Origin of the sequence: Gimesia panareensis (assembly GCF_007748155.1) — a bacterium.
Taxonomy (GTDB): domain Bacteria; phylum Planctomycetota; class Planctomycetia; order Planctomycetales; family Planctomycetaceae; genus Gimesia; species Gimesia panareensis.
Window position 1 is genome coordinate 5,501,628 of the sequence record NZ_CP037421.1, and the last position, 16,024, is coordinate 5,517,651.

Consider the following 16,024-nt stretch of genomic DNA (forward strand, 5'->3'; position numbering starts at 1 on the left):
CACCTTTTCATGAACAGCGTGTGGATCTGTTATCGCATGCTCTTACGATCAGGTGGTGAGGCCGAATGCACATTCGCTCCCAGTGTAACGAGCAAGAGGTCGCTGAGCAGATAAGGGAACCGATGCAGTGACTCTGATGCTTGTGTGCAGATTGGATGAGGCGCGATATTTCAGAGAGAGATTTTCCCCCGCAACCTCCTGTTGCCTGCGGCAATCCCGAATTACATTCGAGCCCACCCAAAGAACACGTTTGCATTTCCCATTGATCTGTTTCTCTGAAAATGCAACTCGCCAGGCGGGCGGACACGCAGGTGCCGCCCCTACTTTTGAAGGTCGGGAACATCGCCCCGCCCTTACTTTCAAGGTGGCAAACAGATCAGGCGAGCTCGGGCATCGCTTTGTATTTGTCACGGTCGACCAGATAGCGGGGACGTCCCTGCAGATCGGTGACGGTGGCTGACTCAACGTCGATGCCCAGGTTGCGATAGAGGGAAGCAAAGACTTCCTGGAAATGAACCGGGCGGTCTTCCGCATATTCGCCGAGTCGGTTGGTGGAACCGATGACCTGGCCGGTTTTCATGCCGCCCCCTGCCAGGAGTGCAGTAGAGACACGAGGCCAGTGATCGCGGCCGGCATTGGCGTTGATCTTGGGTGTGCGTCCGAATTCGCCCCAGACGACAACGGTTACATCATCGAGCATGCCACGATTCTCGAGGTCTTCAACCAGAGCGGTCACCCCCTGATCAAGCATCGGCATGTCTTCGCGTCCGCGGTTGAAGTTACCGCCGTGCCAGTCCCAGCGACTGAAGGCGAGGGTAACACAACGGGCACCGGCTTCAATCAGACGCCGTGCGGTGAGGAAGTCGTCCAGCAGTTTGGGGCCGCCGTCCGCTCTGAGCTTCGGGGTTCCCCGACCATAGCGGTCGCGGAGTGCCTGATCTTCTTTGGAGAGATCCAGGGCATCTGCCAGTTTACTGGAAGTCAGAATGCCGAACGCCTGCTGGGTGAACGAGTCAAGCCCGTCCATCATGCCAGAGGCGTCGACCTGACTGCGGAACCGGTCGAGCGAGCTGAGTACTTTTTTACGATTGTTGAGGCGATCGAGTGTGATTCCGTTGAGGGTCATATCCGCCATGCCTTCGCCGTTGGGTCGGAAGGGGGCGTGTGCCAGTCCCAGGAAGCCGGGATCTCCGGCCCGGGCCCATTCCATGTGCCCCATCTTGGGAGAGAGACCGAGGAACGGCGGGATGGAGGGATCGACGACTCCGTATGTTTTCGAAAGCACCGATCCAATGCTGGGCCAGCCGCCCAGAGGCTGATTATTGAAGCGACGTCCCGTCAGACACTGGAAGGCGTCGTGACGCCCATCGGAGCCAACCATCGAACGGATAAAGGCAAACTTGTCTGCCATCTTGGCCATGCGGGGGAACTGATCCCCGATTTCGATGCCGGAGACATTGGTCTGGATTGCGTTGAATTCACCGCGAATTTCACTGGGGGCATCGACTTTAATATCCCACATATCCTGATGCGGAGGACCTCCCGGCAGGAAGATCATGATGATGCCTTTGTGCTGCTTACGCTGCGCAGACGTTGATTCGGCCTGGAGCAATTGGGGCAGCGAGAGTCCGCCTAATCCGAGCCCACCGATTTGAAGAAAGTTTCTGCGCGAAATCCGATCACAGAATTGACTCTTTTGAGAACCCAGAATCTTGAGCATCGTATCAGGTCTCCAAATCGTTTCAGGTGGGAAAAATGAGGAAGGTGAGCTTCACCGAACCAGTTTATCAACAGCTATTCCGGTCAGCCATATTAAAAATATCGGCGAGCCCTTATCTACCAGTATAGTCGTTTTTCAGCGGAAATCCAGTGCAGATTGCAGGAGCCAGATATTTTGTTCAGTATCATGACGCGAGGCAGAAGCGTCGATTCGGGGGAGTAATGGCAGATCTTCGAATCTGGTTTCGGCATCATCTGCCCCCAGCCAGGCGATTAAAGTGGGATCCGCATGACCCTCAGAGCTTTCCCAGCAGGAAAACTCAACCTCGGGGAATCGGGACTGCAGTTGTTCAATCAGCGCGGTCGATTCGTCCCGTGGCAGGCCTGCGATGGAGAAGTTAAACGGACGCTTTAACAAGCGCTGTTGCAAAGCACTGATTGAGATCTGTTTCACCGGGTGAATGACATCCGGGGCAATCTCGACGAGGGGATCGAGCACAAACCGGCGATACCAGCAGGCTGGATGGGGAATGACCAGTTCGTCTGCTTCCAGCACCAGCTGATCGTATAACAGCAGGTCCAGATCGAGGGTCCGGGCGCCCCAGCGGACATGCCGTACGCGTCCCAGTTCTGCTTCCACGGACTGGAGTTCTCTTAACAGTTCTTCCGGAGACAGTTCGACCAACAATTGGGCTGCCCCGTTGAGAAAAACATCATCCGTCTGGCTGCCGACGGGGGTGGTTTCGATCCAGTGACTGGTCTTTACGACAGAGATCCGGGGATGCGCGTCGAGCCTCTGTAGAGCGAGGTCAAAGGTCTCCCGGACATTTCCCTGATTTCCTCCCAGGGCAATATAGCAGTCAGGCATGGGACTTTCGGCAGTCAGAAGGAGCGAGATTAAAAGAGGTTGACTGCCTGCAGTTTAGTGAATTGAATCAGAAGTGCAATTCCGCGGGTTTCAACCGGGGAGTGGTTGATCAAATCGGAGATAATATCGCAGTTCGAGAATGGTAGATCAGCACGAAGGGGTTACATTCCGTGGTTATGCATTTCGGTCGTTGCATTTTCGAAAAGCGCGTTGGTATTGGTTCCCACAGCCCCAATTGCTGCCAGACAGACGATGATAATCGCAGCCAGCATCACTGCGTATTCAACAGCGGTAGGACCATCTTCTTCGATCAGAAAGTTTTTCAGAAATTGCATGAGTACATTCCGTAATACAATTGGCGGGATTTTGACACCAGTGAAATGGAATTGTGCGGATCTCGATCTCCACAAGAAAAACTGTGACACATGTTCAAACTTAACTCACGAAATGCATGCTTATCCGGAAAAACTTACCAGATCCCCTGAAAATCATGCAATTCTCGTCAACAGGTCGGATTTTTCGGCGGGAATTACAGGGAAACCGACTTGCGAGTCTGTTCAGACTGGCATAATCCGGGCATCCCTGTCACAATAAGTGACAGAACACCGCTCCCGGACCTGAGTTATCTTTTTTTCAGGCTGTGCCGGTAGTGAGGATTGTGCGACTCAGATCGCAGCTTCCCATTTTGTTAACTTTATTGGACAGGATACAATTGTTATGGCCAAAGAAGAGGCCATCGAAGTCGAAGGTACTGTAACCGAGGCGCTGGCAAACACACAGTTTCGAGTCGAACTGGAAAACGGACACCAGGTTCTGGCTCACGTTGCCGGCAAGATGCGCAAGCACTTTATCCGTATTGTGCCCGGCGATAAGGTCGTAGTCGAAGTCTCACCTTACGATCTGAATCGTGGACGCATTGTGTATCGGGAAAGGTAAGGTCACTGCGCCTGCCTGCCTGCCCCGCATGCGAAGCTCACAGCCACAGGAGTTTTCACTGATTCCGTGTGACCTCCTGTTGTTGTTTTGCCTGCCGAGCTGACACTCGATACGTTCTCATTCCCCACACAGACTTGTGTTCCCGGAAGACATATGCCCCAGGACTCAGCCAAGCAGGACTCTCTCCCGTTCGTGCAACTGTTTACTGACGGCGCCTGCCGCGGCAACCCGGGTCCGGGTGGCTGGGGGGTCATTCTGCGTCATCCCTCCACTGGTACCGAAAAAGAATTCGCGGGCGGGGAGGCAGAGACCACGAATAACCAGATGGAACTGCAGGCAGTCATCTCCGGTCTGGAACTGCTCAAGAAGCGCTCGCGGGTCGAGATCATCACCGACAGCGTCTACGTTGCCAAGGGATCGAAAGAGTGGATGCCCAACTGGAAAAAGAACAACTGGCGCCGCCGCGAAGGAAAAAGCTGGAAGCCCGTCAAAAACGAAGAACTCTGGCGCCGCCTGGACGAACTGCTGGAACAGCATGAAGTTCACTTCACCCAGATTAAAGGCCACAGCGGGCACCCGGAAAACGAACGCTGCGACGAACTGGCGGTTGACTATGCTTTGAAGCTGCAGAATCAGACTGATCTCTAATTATATGGTTCCGAAATGCGATGACCGAATCCTCCCTGGACACGCCTGTTCAATTTCTTCACGGAGTTGGAGCGGAACGCGCCGAACTGCTGGGGAAGCTCGGAATCGAAACGGTCGAAGATCTGCTCTGGCATCTGCCCCGCAGCGTCCTGGACCTGACCGACGTCCGCCCTGTCAATGAACTCGAAGAGGATCAGCCGGCTTCGGTCTGCGGCAAAGTCGTCGATCTCGATGCCCGTACAATTTCCCGCGGACGCACCATCACCGCGATTCTGCTCGACTGCGGTACGGGCTTTCTGCGGGGAACCTGGTTCAACCAACCCTGGGTGATTAAACGCTTCTTCCAGGGGCAGTTGCTGATGTTCTCCGGCAAGCCCAGGCGTCGCTCGGGTAAATGGGAAATCTCGCATCCCCAGTACCAGGTACTGGAAGAAGACCTCGACGATCCCCAGGGACTGGTACTGCCCCGATACAGCCTCACCGAGGGGATCAAAATGTATCACATGCGGCGGATTGTGCGGGCTGCCGTCGATGAATACGCGCACCTGATCCCCGACTATCTGCCGGAAGTCTTCCGCGAAGAACACGCTCTGCTTCCGCTCTCACAGGCAGTGATTCAAATGCACAAGCCACAGACGATGGAAGAATATGAGGCCGGTATCCGTCGTGTGATTTTCGATGACCTGCTCGAATTTCAGCTGGGGCTGGCCATGCGTCGCCGGCTCTGGACCTGTGTGGATAACGCACCTCTGATTAAAGTCTCTGCCAAGGTGGATGCCCGCATCCGGCGCCTGTTTCCGTATGAGTTCACCGCGGGACAGGATCAGTCAATTGAGGAGATCAAAGCGGACCTGGCTTCAGGTCGCGCGATGCACCGTATGCTGCAGGCTGACGTGGGGGCGGGAAAAACAGCCATCGCAATCTATGCGATGCTGGCGACGATCGCTACCGGAAAACAGGCAGTGCTGATGGCTCCGACGGAACTGCTGGCAGTCCAGCACTTTGAAACGATCAACCAGATTCTGAAAAACAGCCGCGTGCAGCGTTGTCTGCTCAGCGGCAGTCTTTCGCCTGCGCAGCGGAAAGAGACGCTGGAACAGATCGCTTCCGGGGAACAGCAGTTGATAGTCGGCACCCAGGCGGTCGTGCAGAAGGACGTTGCATACCACGATCTGGGTCTGGTGATCATTGATGAACAGCATAAGTTCGGCGTGATGCAGCGGGCGCATTTCACCAGCGAGGAGAACACGCCCCACATGCTGGTGATGACGGCGACCCCCATTCCCCGCAGTCTCTGTCTGACGCAGTTCGGGGAACTCGATATCTCGGTCAATTCCGAACTCCCCCCCGGCAGACAGCCGGTGACGACCAGTCGAATCTCGACGACTCCCCAGCGGAAGAAAGCCTGGGACTTTCTGCGGGCCCAGATTGCCGCCGGCAGGCAGGCTTATATCGTCTGTCCCCGCATCGAATCAGAAAAGGAAGAGAACAGCCGCGCCAGCGCGGAAGAAGTGTATCGCAAACTACAGCAGAGCGAACTGGCATCCGCCTCGATTGGATTGGTTCACGGTCAGATGGATCGCGATGAACGGGCCCAGATCATGGAGCAGTTTCACCAGGGCCGCATCCAGGTACTGGTTTCCACGACTGTAGTCGAAGTCGGCGTAGACGTTCCCAATGCGACCCTGATGGTGATTCTGCAGGCAGACCGGTTTGGCCTCTCCCAGCTGCACCAGCTCAGGGGACGCGTCGGCCGGGGAGTGCATCCGGGTTACTGCTTCCTGTTTTCTTATACGGAAAGCGAAGACGCCTTGAAGCGGCTGGCTGTGATGGAACAGACCACGAACGGCTTTGAAATCGCCGAGGCCGATTTCCAGGCACGCGGTCCGGGGGATATCTTCGGCACCCGCCAGCATGGTGAGTTGCCCCTGCGGGTCGCTGACCTGAGACGCGATGAAGAGCTGCTGCAGGAAACGCGGGCCATTGCGCTGCGACTCGTCGAAAAAGGAGAGTTTGACCAGCCGCGATTCGCCCCGCTGAAGAACCGGGTCCTGGATCGGTTCGGGCAGTTGTTCGATCTGGGTCAGAGTGGCTAAGCGGCAGGCTCAAGTCTGAACGCGATTGGAAAACCAGGCAGCCAGCGTACCATTCGTAATCACGGGGAACCAGGCAGCCTGATCGGGTTTGAGCAGACTGGCACTTCCCAGGTACATAAAGAATTGTGAGATGGCGAAAATCACTCCCATCACACAGGAACAGATAGCGATATTCAGAATCTGGCTGCGGCTCTCTTTGCGCAACACGAAGGGGATCGCCATCAGCACGGCAATCAGGTTCATGAACGGCCTGGTCAATCGGGAATGCAGATCCAGCGTCTGCTTGCGAATCGAGAGATCACTAAATGAGGGATTGTTAATACGGGCAATCAATTCCGGAGTGGAAACCAGTGAGCTGAAATTACGATTGCAGAGCTGATCGCAGCCCACATCGGTCACAATAAAAATATCATTGGGCTCCTTGCCCGGTAAAATCATCTTGCGGGCAAATTCGGCAATTTCCAGATCATCGTAGTGGGGAGTCGCATTTTTGAGGATCCAGCCCCCCGGTCGTGTTTCTGTTTCCGTAAGGTAGAAAGCATTCTCGGCTTTGACAGTCACAAAATCATGAACGGTCGGCTTGGAGAGAACAAACTCCGCATTCAGCATCCGCTTTTCTGTCAGATACAGTTCCTGTCCGTTGATCATGATCCGGGTACTGAAATCATAAACCGGTTCAACAAACTGGGAGCTGGTATCCATGTTCCCCCGCTCGGCCTGGACCTTGTCGGCAATGCGGGGGATGATCAGTTCCTGATTGGCCACGATGACACAGTTGACGATCAAAGTCGCGACCGTCAGCGGAATGGCCAGGCGATAGGTCGGAATCCCGGCTGAGAGGACAGGATTGAGCTCTCCATGGCGGACCAGCAGCGAGAACACGACCACGGCAGCCAGCACGGTCAAAATAGGGCTGACCATGTCAAAAAAGATGCTGGACTGATACAGATAAAATCTGGACATCAGCCAGAGCAGACTGCCGGAAGAATCTCCCTCCTTCAGACCGGCCTGAAATTCATCAATATTCGTAAACCCGTCGAATACGACGTACAGACCATAGGTGGCTATGAATCCGATGAAGAATACATGGAAATATCGTTTCAGGAGATAACGGTCGAAAGTAGTCAGCACGGCTTCCGGTCACTGTCAGGGACTGAGTCGAGAGGGGATCTCTCAAATCTGAAAATGTGGGGCGCGTATTACATCGAAATCACCCAAATGGGTCAATATCAGGAACTTCGCTCGACAATATACACTAGAACAGACCCTTGATCCCCCGTTTTTTTTGAGACATCAAAATCTGTCCGAGTGACGTTTATTATGAATTTCCCAAAACAAAGAGAAATCGAACTTGCATAAGTCATTTGTTTTTTGCAGCTTATGGACTATTCGTGCTTTTGGGAACTTTCCAACTCTCGACATTTAATTTGCGTAGTGAATAATACTCACGAAAGTGATTGATCGAAAAACTGACAGAAACATAAAAGGTTTCTGATTACTTGAGCTAATTTAAAAGCTATCTTTTGGGAGAATTCATTTTCGAATTGAGCAGCCTGAATCTGATTTTTATGAGGGGAAGATCGAGTGGTACGAAAAGATGCAATTATCCGGTTGCACAAGCAACTGTTGAACCGGCGAGACGAGTTGAAAAAGCTCGTGAACGAAAGCTCAGAAGGTTCCTCAGGCAGTCAGTCATCTGTGGAGGACAGCGGTGACGCTGCGATCCGTGAAACTCGACAGGACCTGGAATCACACCTGGCTGAGATCGAATACAAAGAGCTCATGCAGATTCGGCGTGCGATCTCTCTAATCCAGGAAGGCCGTTACGGGCATTGCGAGAGCTGCAATAAGAATATACCGATTGCACGGCTTAAAGCGGTTCCCTACACGATGTTTTGTGTCAGTTGTGCACAACAGCGCGAATCGATGGGTTTATCCACCAGTGATGTTCATGGCGATTGGGAAAATGCCTACGAGTTCGAAGGACGTCTTAACGATCAGGAAGTCAGAATTCACGATTTGGATCTCGAAAAATAAACGCACCCTCCGATAATAAATGGCACAGGGTCCCGCCGTCCTGATTGCATTTATTATCTGATCTCTCCATAACAAGATAATTCCCTCATTCCTGTTTCGGTTCCCGGAGAGTGTGATTGCAATCAATCACGTGACCCTGAGTATTACTGGAAAGCCTCCTGAGTTGAGCCGGTTTCCTGTAATTAAATCGTTCGGCAGTTGGCGAAGGATTGCCTCATTTTGCCGTGGCTAGCAATAGCTGTAATGCAAAAAAAACGATCCTGGGTCACGCTGAGAGATTTCCACTATGAAGAATCGATACCCTCTGCTGGCAGTCATTGCCATCATTGTTTCTATTTCGCTCTGGAATACCTGCTTCGAATCACCACTCAGCTCCCGGCAGGTGGAAGCCAAGATTCCTTCACAGGGAAATCATAGCGCTGCCATGCTGTCGGCCACTTCGTCTTTACACGAAGGCAGCAAACATCTCGCCAAGATCGCTAAACTCGCCACCCCCAGCGTTGTCCATATCCAATGCGAACGGCAGACCCCCCGCGGTGCCGTCGAAGAAACTGGTTCGGGTGTGATCGTACGCGGTGAAGGAAAACCCGGACTGTATATTGTGACCAATCGCCACGTGGTCCGGGATTCCAATGGTCGTGCCATTTCGATTCAGCTGCACGACGGACGCGTCATCAACCCGACCCACAAATGGGAAGATAAAGATACCGACCTGGCGATTCTGAAAATTGGTGTCACGGATGTGACACCGGCAGAATGGGGAGACAGCGACAAACTCGACATCGGTCACATGGTGCTGGCGATGGGCAGCCCCTTTGGACTGAGCGAATCGGTCACGCTGGGTATTATCAGCGCCAAGGGACGTCGCTCGCTGCAACTGGGCAGCGGATCAGAAGTCCTCAACCAGAACTTCCTGCAGACCGATGCTGCTATCAACCCGGGAAACAGCGGCGGACCGCTGATTGACCTGGAGGGTAAAATCATCGGCATCAATACCGCCATCGCTTCCAACAGCGGCGGTAATGACGGCATCGGCTTCAGTATTCCCAGTAAGCTGGTACGACATGTCTTTAATCAGCTGGTGAAATACGGTCAGGTCTATCGGGCTTACCTGGGTGTGCAGCTCGATCCGGAATTCAGCATCGGCACAGCCACCCGCCTGAAAATGGACCGGGTACGTGGTGCCCGCGTCGTGAAAGTGATCTCCAACACGCCGGCTTCCCGCGCTAATCTCAAATATGACGATATCATTCTCAGCTTTGGCGGCATCGATGTCATGGATCAGAATCATCTGATCAACCTGGTCAGCCTGACACCGATTGACCAGCGCGTGAGCGTCGTCCTGTTGAGAAATGGCCGCCGAGTTAATGTCATGGTGGAACTGGCGAATCGACGGATTCTGGACGAACTGGAACGCAAGCAGAAAGAAACACAGCAGTCTTCCCGACGCATCGGGCCTTCTGCTGATCCGATGAGCTTCCAGCGGATCAAACACGAATCAAAGACAGATGCCCTGCAGGGGCTGCGGGTTCAGGCCATGAATGCCGACCTGGCATCTCAGCTGGGATTCCCGCAGCAGCAGGCCGGTCTGCTGGTTCTGAGCGTTGATCAGCAGAGTTCGTTTCAGGGCGTGGTGGACCTTTACGACGTGATTGAAGAAGTCGCCGGCACTCCGGTCCACAGCCTTCAGGATTTCCGCCAGGCGATCGCACAGCACCAGGATCTGCAGACTCTGGTCCTGAAAATCTCCCGGGGCAAACCGGGAGCTCCACAGAAACAGCTCGTCATCTGGCAGAGGTAATTTCGCCCCGTCGCTTAAGCCTCACCGCCCGACTCTTAGATTGCAATGCTTCCCGTCTGCCGGGATACCCGATCAGTGTATTCAAACCAGCCTCTTTTCGTTGTTCCTTATGGGTTCTGCTTCAACGAAAAAAACCAGGTCAGTAACTTACTGACCTGGTTTCGGTTTGAATCTGGTTTTCGAAGGATACTTAGTCGCGGTAGAAGCGGGTCAGTTCTTCGAACAGCAGAGGATCGCGGATCGAATCGCTGGCGAGACGAGCACGGAACCGCTGATTACCTTCCACAGTTCCGCGGACGATCACCTGGAACTCAACCGAGTCGCCGGGTGCCAGATCTGACAGAGATTTGAAGACCACGACACCGTTTTCAGCGATGTGCTGAGTCGGTCCGGTTGCTGAGATCAACTCAACACCAGGAGGCAGTTCGCAGGAAACAGAGACGTTCTGAGCTGCTTTGCTACCATCGTTCTGCACGACCACTTTGTAGCCGGTTTCGGTTCCGATTTCGACCGGATCGTCCAGGTCAGCAATTTCCAGAACCAGCTGAGCGGTTCCTTCGATGCGTGTCTGAATCTGAGCGTCCGATTTCACGTTGTGCTCAGAGAGAGCACGCACATGGTGCACGTAGTTGCCGATGGTTTTGGTTTTCAGTTCCACGTTCACATTAGCAGACTGACCGGGTTCCATACGTCCCAGGAACCAGCTGATGGTCCCATCTTCCGGATTGAACTGTCCGCCGTGATCGGCTTTGACGAATTCGAATCCTTCGGGAACTTTATGCAGCACGCGAACGTTGTTCGTGGCAGCAGCCCCGTCGTTCAGAGTTGTAATCGTGTACTGTGCGGAACGACCTTTGTACCGCAGACCAGGACCATCGATGGCAACCTGAACCTTAGGAGCGATCACGTTGACGCGTGCCTGAGTTGCCTGTACCAGGCCACCTTCGGCTTTCGCCAGAACCTTAACGACCTGCTCGCCCCCCATGACAGCTGCCAGGGCCAGACGAATGGTGCGGGTTTCTCCCGGATTCAGCGAACCGACCTGCATCTGCAGATATTCGGCAGTCACATGTTCCAGTCCTTTAGGAATTTCAGCCTCGAGGACCACGTTATGCAGCGTTCCCGTTCCCGGGTTGGAAATCGTGACAGACTGTGAAGCAGGCTCACCAATCATGACGTTGGTAGGACCTTTCACAGCGACCTGCAGCAGAGGCTCTGCAACCATGAAGGATTCAGTCAGTGAGTTGGTGAACCGGACATTCGCCGAAGCGGTGATGGCTCCACGCTGACTGGGAATCATGGAAATATCGATGGTTTTGGTTTCGCCGGCTTTGAGCGACTCAAATTTCCATTCGAGATGATCACGGCTGGCACTGGGACGAGGTTCGGCGTTGGTCAGACGGACAGAGATGGGGAAGAATGCTTCCACCAGTACGTCTTTGGCAGTTGCCTTACCTTCGTTGGTGACTTCCAGTGCGAACTCGCACTCCTGACCAACGTTGATTTCACTTTTCTTGATCCACTTGTGTGATACTTTCGCCTTAGCAACTTCCGAGGTGGTTCCGACGGGTTTGACCGGTACGGTTGCCACACGGCGTTTCTGAGGAGTCGAGGTAATCGTAATCCCGGAAGGCTGAGTGGCCTGTTCCTGCTGACCGGCGTTACTGAAGGTCAGATGATGTTTGTTTTCCGCACTTTTCTGATCAGGAATCCGGGGAATGGTCAAACCGGATGTCTGGGGAGCAGGCTGTTTGAATTCAGTCGGCAGACGGAACTCAGGCTGACCACTGCCGGCACTGACCTGTTGAATTTTTCCCTGAGTCCCTTTCTGATGCTGAAACTCAGCGTGCACGATCTTCTTTTTAGACTGATCCGTATTGAATTCTTCAAAACGGTAGCGTTTCTGCTGATCGGCAGGTTCTGCATGTTCAACCTGCTGGAAAGCCGTCTGCTTGACTTCAGCCTGCTGTTTGTTCTGCTCCAGGCGACGATAAGGGCGTTCCTGACCGAACAGCTCTTTGTAGTAATTGGGTACCTGTGACATACGGGCTTTACCAGAGGGCTGATATTCTGCAGCCTGGGTTGTCCCCTGCTTCGGCTGAGAAATGGTAATACTTCCCGTATTACCGGCCGTTGCCTGTCCCGCTGACTTCTGCCCGGAGAAGTACTGAATACTGGACTTCGATGGGGGAGCGGCATCAAAGGGAGACTTTGATTCCATCATGCGATCATCGGCGGTTGCGATACTCGCACTCATTACCATGGTTGAAAATATCGCGAGCATCTTTTTTCCGCGTCGCATTGTGTTTCTCCTTACCGATAGGAACTTGCTTCTGGATAGGGATGGTTTGGTTACTGGATTTGACATGATGTGAATTGTGAGAGCTGCTTTATCTGAATCATGTACAGGAAGGTTTTCTATTTTTATCCATCTCTCTCTATCGGATGTGAGGATTCCCAAAATTGAACGAGTTGTAAGGATTTTTCAAAATAAACGGAAATTAGAAGCTGTTCCGGTTATGACGATTCTCACTCCTGCGGACATCCAAAAGACATAACCCCCTTATTTCAATAAACTTGCAAGCCAGCCGCCTGTCACCCCGTCTGTCTGGCCCCCTGAACTGCAACTCATACTACCCAGCCTCACAAACGATTTTTTTCGCTTCGATCAGGGATCGCCCCGATCTCTCAACGGGAATTTCATTTTCCGACGATTGACTCACACCTTCTCAGTCCCACAATGACTGTTAAGAGCGTCATGAGACACCGGATCACCGATTACCCATTCTTTTCAGGCACGCATGAATTTTCCCCCACCAGCAACAGGCTTCCCCGAACGTCAGAACAGGACGCTGAAAGTCTATCTGCTGGGTTGCGTCGACTTTGACTCCCTGCTGGTCCTGCAGGAACGCGCGCTCCGGGAGATTGACTGTCAGCAGGATGATCAGGCTGTGCTGTTTGTCTGTGAACACCCGCCCATCGTCACGGTGGGGCGGGAAGGCAGTCACTATCAGTTGTCCGGCTCCTATCATGATCTGAAAGCGGGCCAGATCGAAGTGCGCTGGACCAATCGGGGAGGCGGTGCCCTGCTGCACGCACCGGGGCAACTGGCTGTCTACCCTCTGCTCCCCCTGAAACAACTGGGAATCGGGATTTCAGAGTTCCGGAAACGCCTCCAGCAGGCCACACTCAGCACGGCGACGGAACTGGGCGTGGAAAGTGAGACCTGTCCGGACGATTCAGGAATTTTGAGCCGTTGTGGACAGTTTGCCTTTCTGGGGGCTGCGATCAAATCCTGGATTTCTTACTATGGTCTGTATATTAATGTGTCTCCCGATATGAAACTGCAGCGTCTGATCGATGCCAATCGATATGACCATCGTGTGACTTCCCTGTCGGCGACGCTCACGCGGGAAGCCAGCATGGGTTCGGTTCGCGAAAGTATTATTCGCCACCTGGCCCGGCAGTTCGGTTATCAGGATCCCCACATTTTTACACGACACCCTCTACTGAATCGAGTAAAGAAGAAAGTTTATGTCGACACTTAATATTCTGACAGATCCCTCCCCCGCACCACGGCAGCGTCTTCCGAAGTGGCTCAAGCGTCCCCTTCCGAAACCCGGTATGGCATTCACCAGCAATGTGATTGAAGACCTCAATCTGGTCACCGTCTGCGAAAGCGCCAAATGTCCGAACCGCACCGAATGCTGGTCGCACAAAACCGCCACCCTGATGATCCTGGGAAATGTCTGCACGCGTCCCTGCGGCTTCTGCTCGATTGCCAAGGGCAAGACGGAAACCGTCCAGTTGGATGAACCCGAACGCGTGGCCGAAGCAGCCGAACGCCTGGGACTCGAACATGTCGTCATCACATCCGTCACCCGGGACGACCTGCCCGATGGTGGTGCCGAACACTTTTACAATTGCATCCTGGCCGTGCGGGAACGGACCGGAGCTGATATTGAAGTACTGACGCCTGACTTCCGCGGCGATCGCAACGCCATCCACCGTGTGATCGAAGCACACCCGGATGTCTTCAATCACAACACGGAAACCGTACCTCGGCTGTACCACCGCGTACGCCGCAACGCTGTCTACCAGAGGACTCTCGATCTGCTGCTGCAGGTCAAAGAAACCGATCCGAGCATCGTGACCAAAAGTGGCCTGATGCTGGGGCTCGGCGAAACCAGGGAAGAAATTCTCGAAGTCTGTGCAGACCTGAAGGCAGTCGGCTGTGATATCATCACGATTGGACAATACCTGCAGCCCACACCTCAGAATCTGCCCGTCGAACGCTTCCTGACACCGGAAGAGTTCGATGAAGTGGGTGACCAGGTCCGGGCCATGGGCTTCAAACTGGTCGCCAGCGGCCCCTTTGTCCGCTCCAGCTACCACGCGGGCGAAATGGCATCCGTCCTGGGGAAAGACGCCTGAATGTCGACTCCGATCCTGGTTCCGCAGCTGGAAAGCGATGACCAGAGGCTGTCCGTCAGTCTCTGGCTGATGCGGGTCGGTGAAGAGGTGACCCGGGGAGACCGGATCGTCGAACTCCTGGTTCCCGGAGTGACGTTCGATGTGGCCGCCCCCTGCTCCGGCACTCTTACCAGTTGTGACTGTCGTCCCGGAGATGAGGTCCACGAGGGAAGTGTTTTAGGCTGGATCGACTCTCCCGAGTCGGATCAGACTGCTGATGTAGATGATTCCAGGCTTGATTGATCAGAAACAGGATAACGCATGACAACCGCTCAAATCCGAGGTCATCAATCAATTCTGGAGATGCTCGACCGGGCCCTGTCCCGGGGACGCCTGCCCCATGCACTGCTCTTTGCCGGACCGATCGGTGTGGGAAAAAACCGGGTGGCCCGTTATCTGGCCCAGTGTCTGTTTTGCGAACAGACGCCTGCGGACCAGCTCAGCTGCTGTCACGAATGCAGTTCCTGCAAACAGATGGCAGCAGGGACTCATCCTGACCTGCTCAGTGTGGAGTGTCCTCCTGATAAGGCAATCCTTCCCTTAAGCCTGATCATCGGCAGTGAAGACAAACGCGGACGCGAAGGGCTCTGCTACGAAATGTCACTCCGCCCCATGACGGGAAATCGCCGGATCGCGATCATTGACGACGCTGATAAAATGAACGCCGAGAGCGCCAACGCGCTGCTGAAAACCCTGGAAGAACCCTCGGCCAATTACCTGATGATTCTGATCGCCAGTGAACTGGATGCGATCCTGCCGACCATTCGTTCCCGCTGCCAGTTAATCCGGTTTGCTGAACTCTCTGCCGCTGATGTATCTGATCTCCTGCTGGAACATCAACTGGCTCAATCTCCGGACCAGGCGCAGCAGGTCGCCCGACTTTCGGGGGGCTCCCTGGCGGTCGCGACTCAACTGCTGGACGAGAATCTGCAGGAGCTCAGACATAACATCACACGTCTGTTAGGCCAGCACCCATTCCGCCCCCAGGCCTTTTCCCAGGCGGTGATCAAAGCGGTGGATGATATTGGCGGCAATACCGCCGCCCAGCGGAAGACGACCCACTGGATCCTCCGTTTTTGCGCTGACTTTTATCACCAGGCACTCCAGTCTGCCGCCGGCTATCAGTCGGAGCTGAACAACGGCCAGATCGAAAAGTTCGTCACCGGCTTTCCCGGCTCAACCGAAGACCGGATTGAGAAACTGGGATCTTTGCTGGATCGCCTGCTGGAAACTGAGGAGCAGATCGACCGCAATGCCACAATCAGCCTCTGTATCGAATGCCTGAGCGAGGACCTCAGGGCACTACAGAAAAGTGCTTCCTGAATGCAAGCACCAGGATTTCCGGGAAATCGGCTTTTGAAAAAAAATGATTTCAGCGGAAACAATAGAGATTGATACCAGCGGCTCGGCTATAATAGAATCAATCCAGCAGAAATCATACTACCC

General features: G+C 54.0%; 14 protein-coding genes. 9 read left to right on the forward strand and 5 right to left on the reverse strand.

Annotated features, from left to right (window positions below):
• Window positions 1-376: 376 nt before the first annotated feature.
• The 3 genes from Enr10x_RS20590 to Enr10x_RS20600 form a co-directional block, all read right to left on the reverse strand.
• Window positions 377-1,720: a DUF1501 domain-containing protein gene (locus Enr10x_RS20590; protein ID WP_145451221.1), complete on the reverse strand. Its 1,344-nt coding sequence runs from the start codon at window positions 1,718-1,720 to the stop codon at window positions 377-379.
• Between the two features lie 135 nt (window positions 1,721-1,855).
• Entirely contained in the window at window positions 1,856-2,587 is a 732-nt protein-coding gene (gene folK / locus Enr10x_RS20595) for a 2-amino-4-hydroxy-6-hydroxymethyldihydropteridine diphosphokinase (RefSeq protein WP_145451222.1), read from the reverse strand.
• Between the two features lie 161 nt (window positions 2,588-2,748).
• A complete protein-coding gene (locus Enr10x_RS20600) occupies window positions 2,749-2,922 on the reverse strand; it encodes a Flp family type IVb pilin (protein ID WP_145112212.1) in 174 nt (57 codons plus the stop codon).
• 382 nt (window positions 2,923-3,304) lie between these two features.
• Between Enr10x_RS20600 and infA the strand changes: the two genes are divergently transcribed.
• From infA to recG, 3 genes are all read left to right on the forward strand, one after another.
• Complete coding sequence (infA, locus tag Enr10x_RS20605) at window positions 3,305-3,523, forward strand: translation initiation factor IF-1 (RefSeq protein ID WP_002643979.1); 219 nt, start codon at window positions 3,305-3,307, stop codon at window positions 3,521-3,523.
• Between the two features lie 153 nt (window positions 3,524-3,676).
• Window positions 3,677-4,171 carry a ribonuclease HI gene (rnhA, locus tag Enr10x_RS20610; RefSeq protein WP_145451223.1) on the forward strand — a complete coding sequence of 165 codons (495 nt, stop codon included), beginning with the start codon at window positions 3,677-3,679 and terminating at the stop codon, window positions 4,169-4,171.
• A 20-nt stretch (window positions 4,172-4,191) separates the two neighbouring features.
• Window positions 4,192-6,267: an ATP-dependent DNA helicase RecG gene (gene recG / locus Enr10x_RS20615; protein ID WP_145451224.1), complete on the forward strand. Its 2,076-nt coding sequence runs from the start codon at window positions 4,192-4,194 to the stop codon at window positions 6,265-6,267.
• 9 nt (window positions 6,268-6,276) lie between these two features.
• On the opposite strand, the gene Enr10x_RS20620 is transcribed toward recG, so the two are convergent.
• Complete coding sequence (locus Enr10x_RS20620) at window positions 6,277-7,398, reverse strand: LptF/LptG family permease (RefSeq protein ID WP_145451225.1); 1,122 nt, start codon at window positions 7,396-7,398, stop codon at window positions 6,277-6,279.
• A 453-nt stretch (window positions 7,399-7,851) separates the two neighbouring features.
• Here Enr10x_RS20620 and Enr10x_RS20625 point away from each other — a divergent pair, with 453 nt between their 5' ends.
• On the forward strand, window positions 7,852-8,304 hold the full coding sequence (locus Enr10x_RS20625; RefSeq protein ID WP_145451226.1) for a TraR/DksA family transcriptional regulator: 453 nt from the start codon (window positions 7,852-7,854) through the stop codon (window positions 8,302-8,304).
• Window positions 8,305-8,590: 286 nt separating this feature from the next.
• Window positions 8,591-10,105, forward strand: coding sequence for a trypsin-like peptidase domain-containing protein (locus Enr10x_RS20630; protein WP_145112222.1), 1,515 nt, complete (start codon window positions 8,591-8,593; stop codon window positions 10,103-10,105).
• Between the two features lie 190 nt (window positions 10,106-10,295).
• Here the strand turns inward: Enr10x_RS20630 and Enr10x_RS20635 are convergent, their stop codons facing one another.
• Complete coding sequence (locus Enr10x_RS20635) at window positions 10,296-12,407, reverse strand: DUF11 domain-containing protein (protein ID WP_197997310.1); 2,112 nt, start codon at window positions 12,405-12,407, stop codon at window positions 10,296-10,298.
• A gap of 499 nt (window positions 12,408-12,906) precedes the next feature.
• On the opposite strand from Enr10x_RS20635, the gene Enr10x_RS20640 reads away from it, so the two are divergent.
• The 4 genes from Enr10x_RS20640 to holB are packed head-to-tail and all read left to right on the forward strand — an operon-like array spanning window position 12,907 to window position 15,901.
• Window positions 12,907-13,653 (forward strand): lipoyl(octanoyl) transferase LipB, encoded by a 747-nt coding sequence (locus Enr10x_RS20640; RefSeq protein WP_145451228.1) that lies wholly within the window; start codon window positions 12,907-12,909, stop codon window positions 13,651-13,653.
• Complete coding sequence (lipA, locus tag Enr10x_RS20645; RefSeq protein WP_145112228.1) at window positions 13,640-14,539, forward strand: lipoyl synthase; 900 nt, start codon at window positions 13,640-13,642, stop codon at window positions 14,537-14,539. The genes Enr10x_RS20640 and lipA overlap by 14 nt, the downstream gene beginning before the upstream one ends.
• Window positions 14,540-14,821: a biotin/lipoyl-containing protein gene (locus Enr10x_RS20650; RefSeq protein WP_145112230.1), complete on the forward strand. Its 282-nt coding sequence runs from the start codon at window positions 14,540-14,542 to the stop codon at window positions 14,819-14,821.
• 18 nt (window positions 14,822-14,839) lie between these two features.
• On the forward strand, window positions 14,840-15,901 hold the full coding sequence (holB, locus tag Enr10x_RS20655) for a DNA polymerase III subunit delta' (protein ID WP_145451229.1): 1,062 nt from the start codon (window positions 14,840-14,842) through the stop codon (window positions 15,899-15,901).
• Window positions 15,902-16,024 lie beyond the last annotated feature (123 nt).

Bases quoted from the DNA above. Each gene is read 5' to 3' on its own strand.
- Enr10x_RS20590 (WP_145451221.1), bottom strand. From the start codon at position 1,720: ATGCTCAAGATTCTGGGTTCTCAAAAGAGTCAATTCTGTGATCGGATT.
- folK (WP_145451222.1), bottom strand. From the start codon at position 2,587: ATGCCTGACTGCTATATTGCCCTGGGAGGAAATCAGGGAAATGTCCGG.
- Enr10x_RS20600 (WP_145112212.1), bottom strand. From the start codon at position 2,922: ATGCAATTTCTGAAAAACTTTCTGATCGAAGAAGATGGTCCTACCGCT.
- infA (WP_002643979.1), top strand. From the start codon at position 3,305: ATGGCCAAAGAAGAGGCCATCGAAGTCGAAGGTACTGTAACCGAGGCG.
- rnhA (WP_145451223.1), top strand. From the start codon at position 3,677: ATGCCCCAGGACTCAGCCAAGCAGGACTCTCTCCCGTTCGTGCAACTG.
- recG (WP_145451224.1), top strand. From the start codon at position 4,192: ATGACCGAATCCTCCCTGGACACGCCTGTTCAATTTCTTCACGGAGTT.
- Enr10x_RS20630 (WP_145112222.1), top strand. From the start codon at position 8,591: ATGAAGAATCGATACCCTCTGCTGGCAGTCATTGCCATCATTGTTTCT.
- Enr10x_RS20635 (WP_197997310.1), bottom strand. From the start codon at position 12,407: ATGCGACGCGGAAAAAAGATGCTCGCGATATTTTCAACCATGGTAATG.
- Enr10x_RS20640 (WP_145451228.1), top strand. From the start codon at position 12,907: ATGAATTTTCCCCCACCAGCAACAGGCTTCCCCGAACGTCAGAACAGG.
- lipA (WP_145112228.1), top strand. From the start codon at position 13,640: ATGTCGACACTTAATATTCTGACAGATCCCTCCCCCGCACCACGGCAG.
- Enr10x_RS20650 (WP_145112230.1), top strand. From the start codon at position 14,540: ATGTCGACTCCGATCCTGGTTCCGCAGCTGGAAAGCGATGACCAGAGG.
- holB (WP_145451229.1), top strand. From the start codon at position 14,840: ATGACAACCGCTCAAATCCGAGGTCATCAATCAATTCTGGAGATGCTC.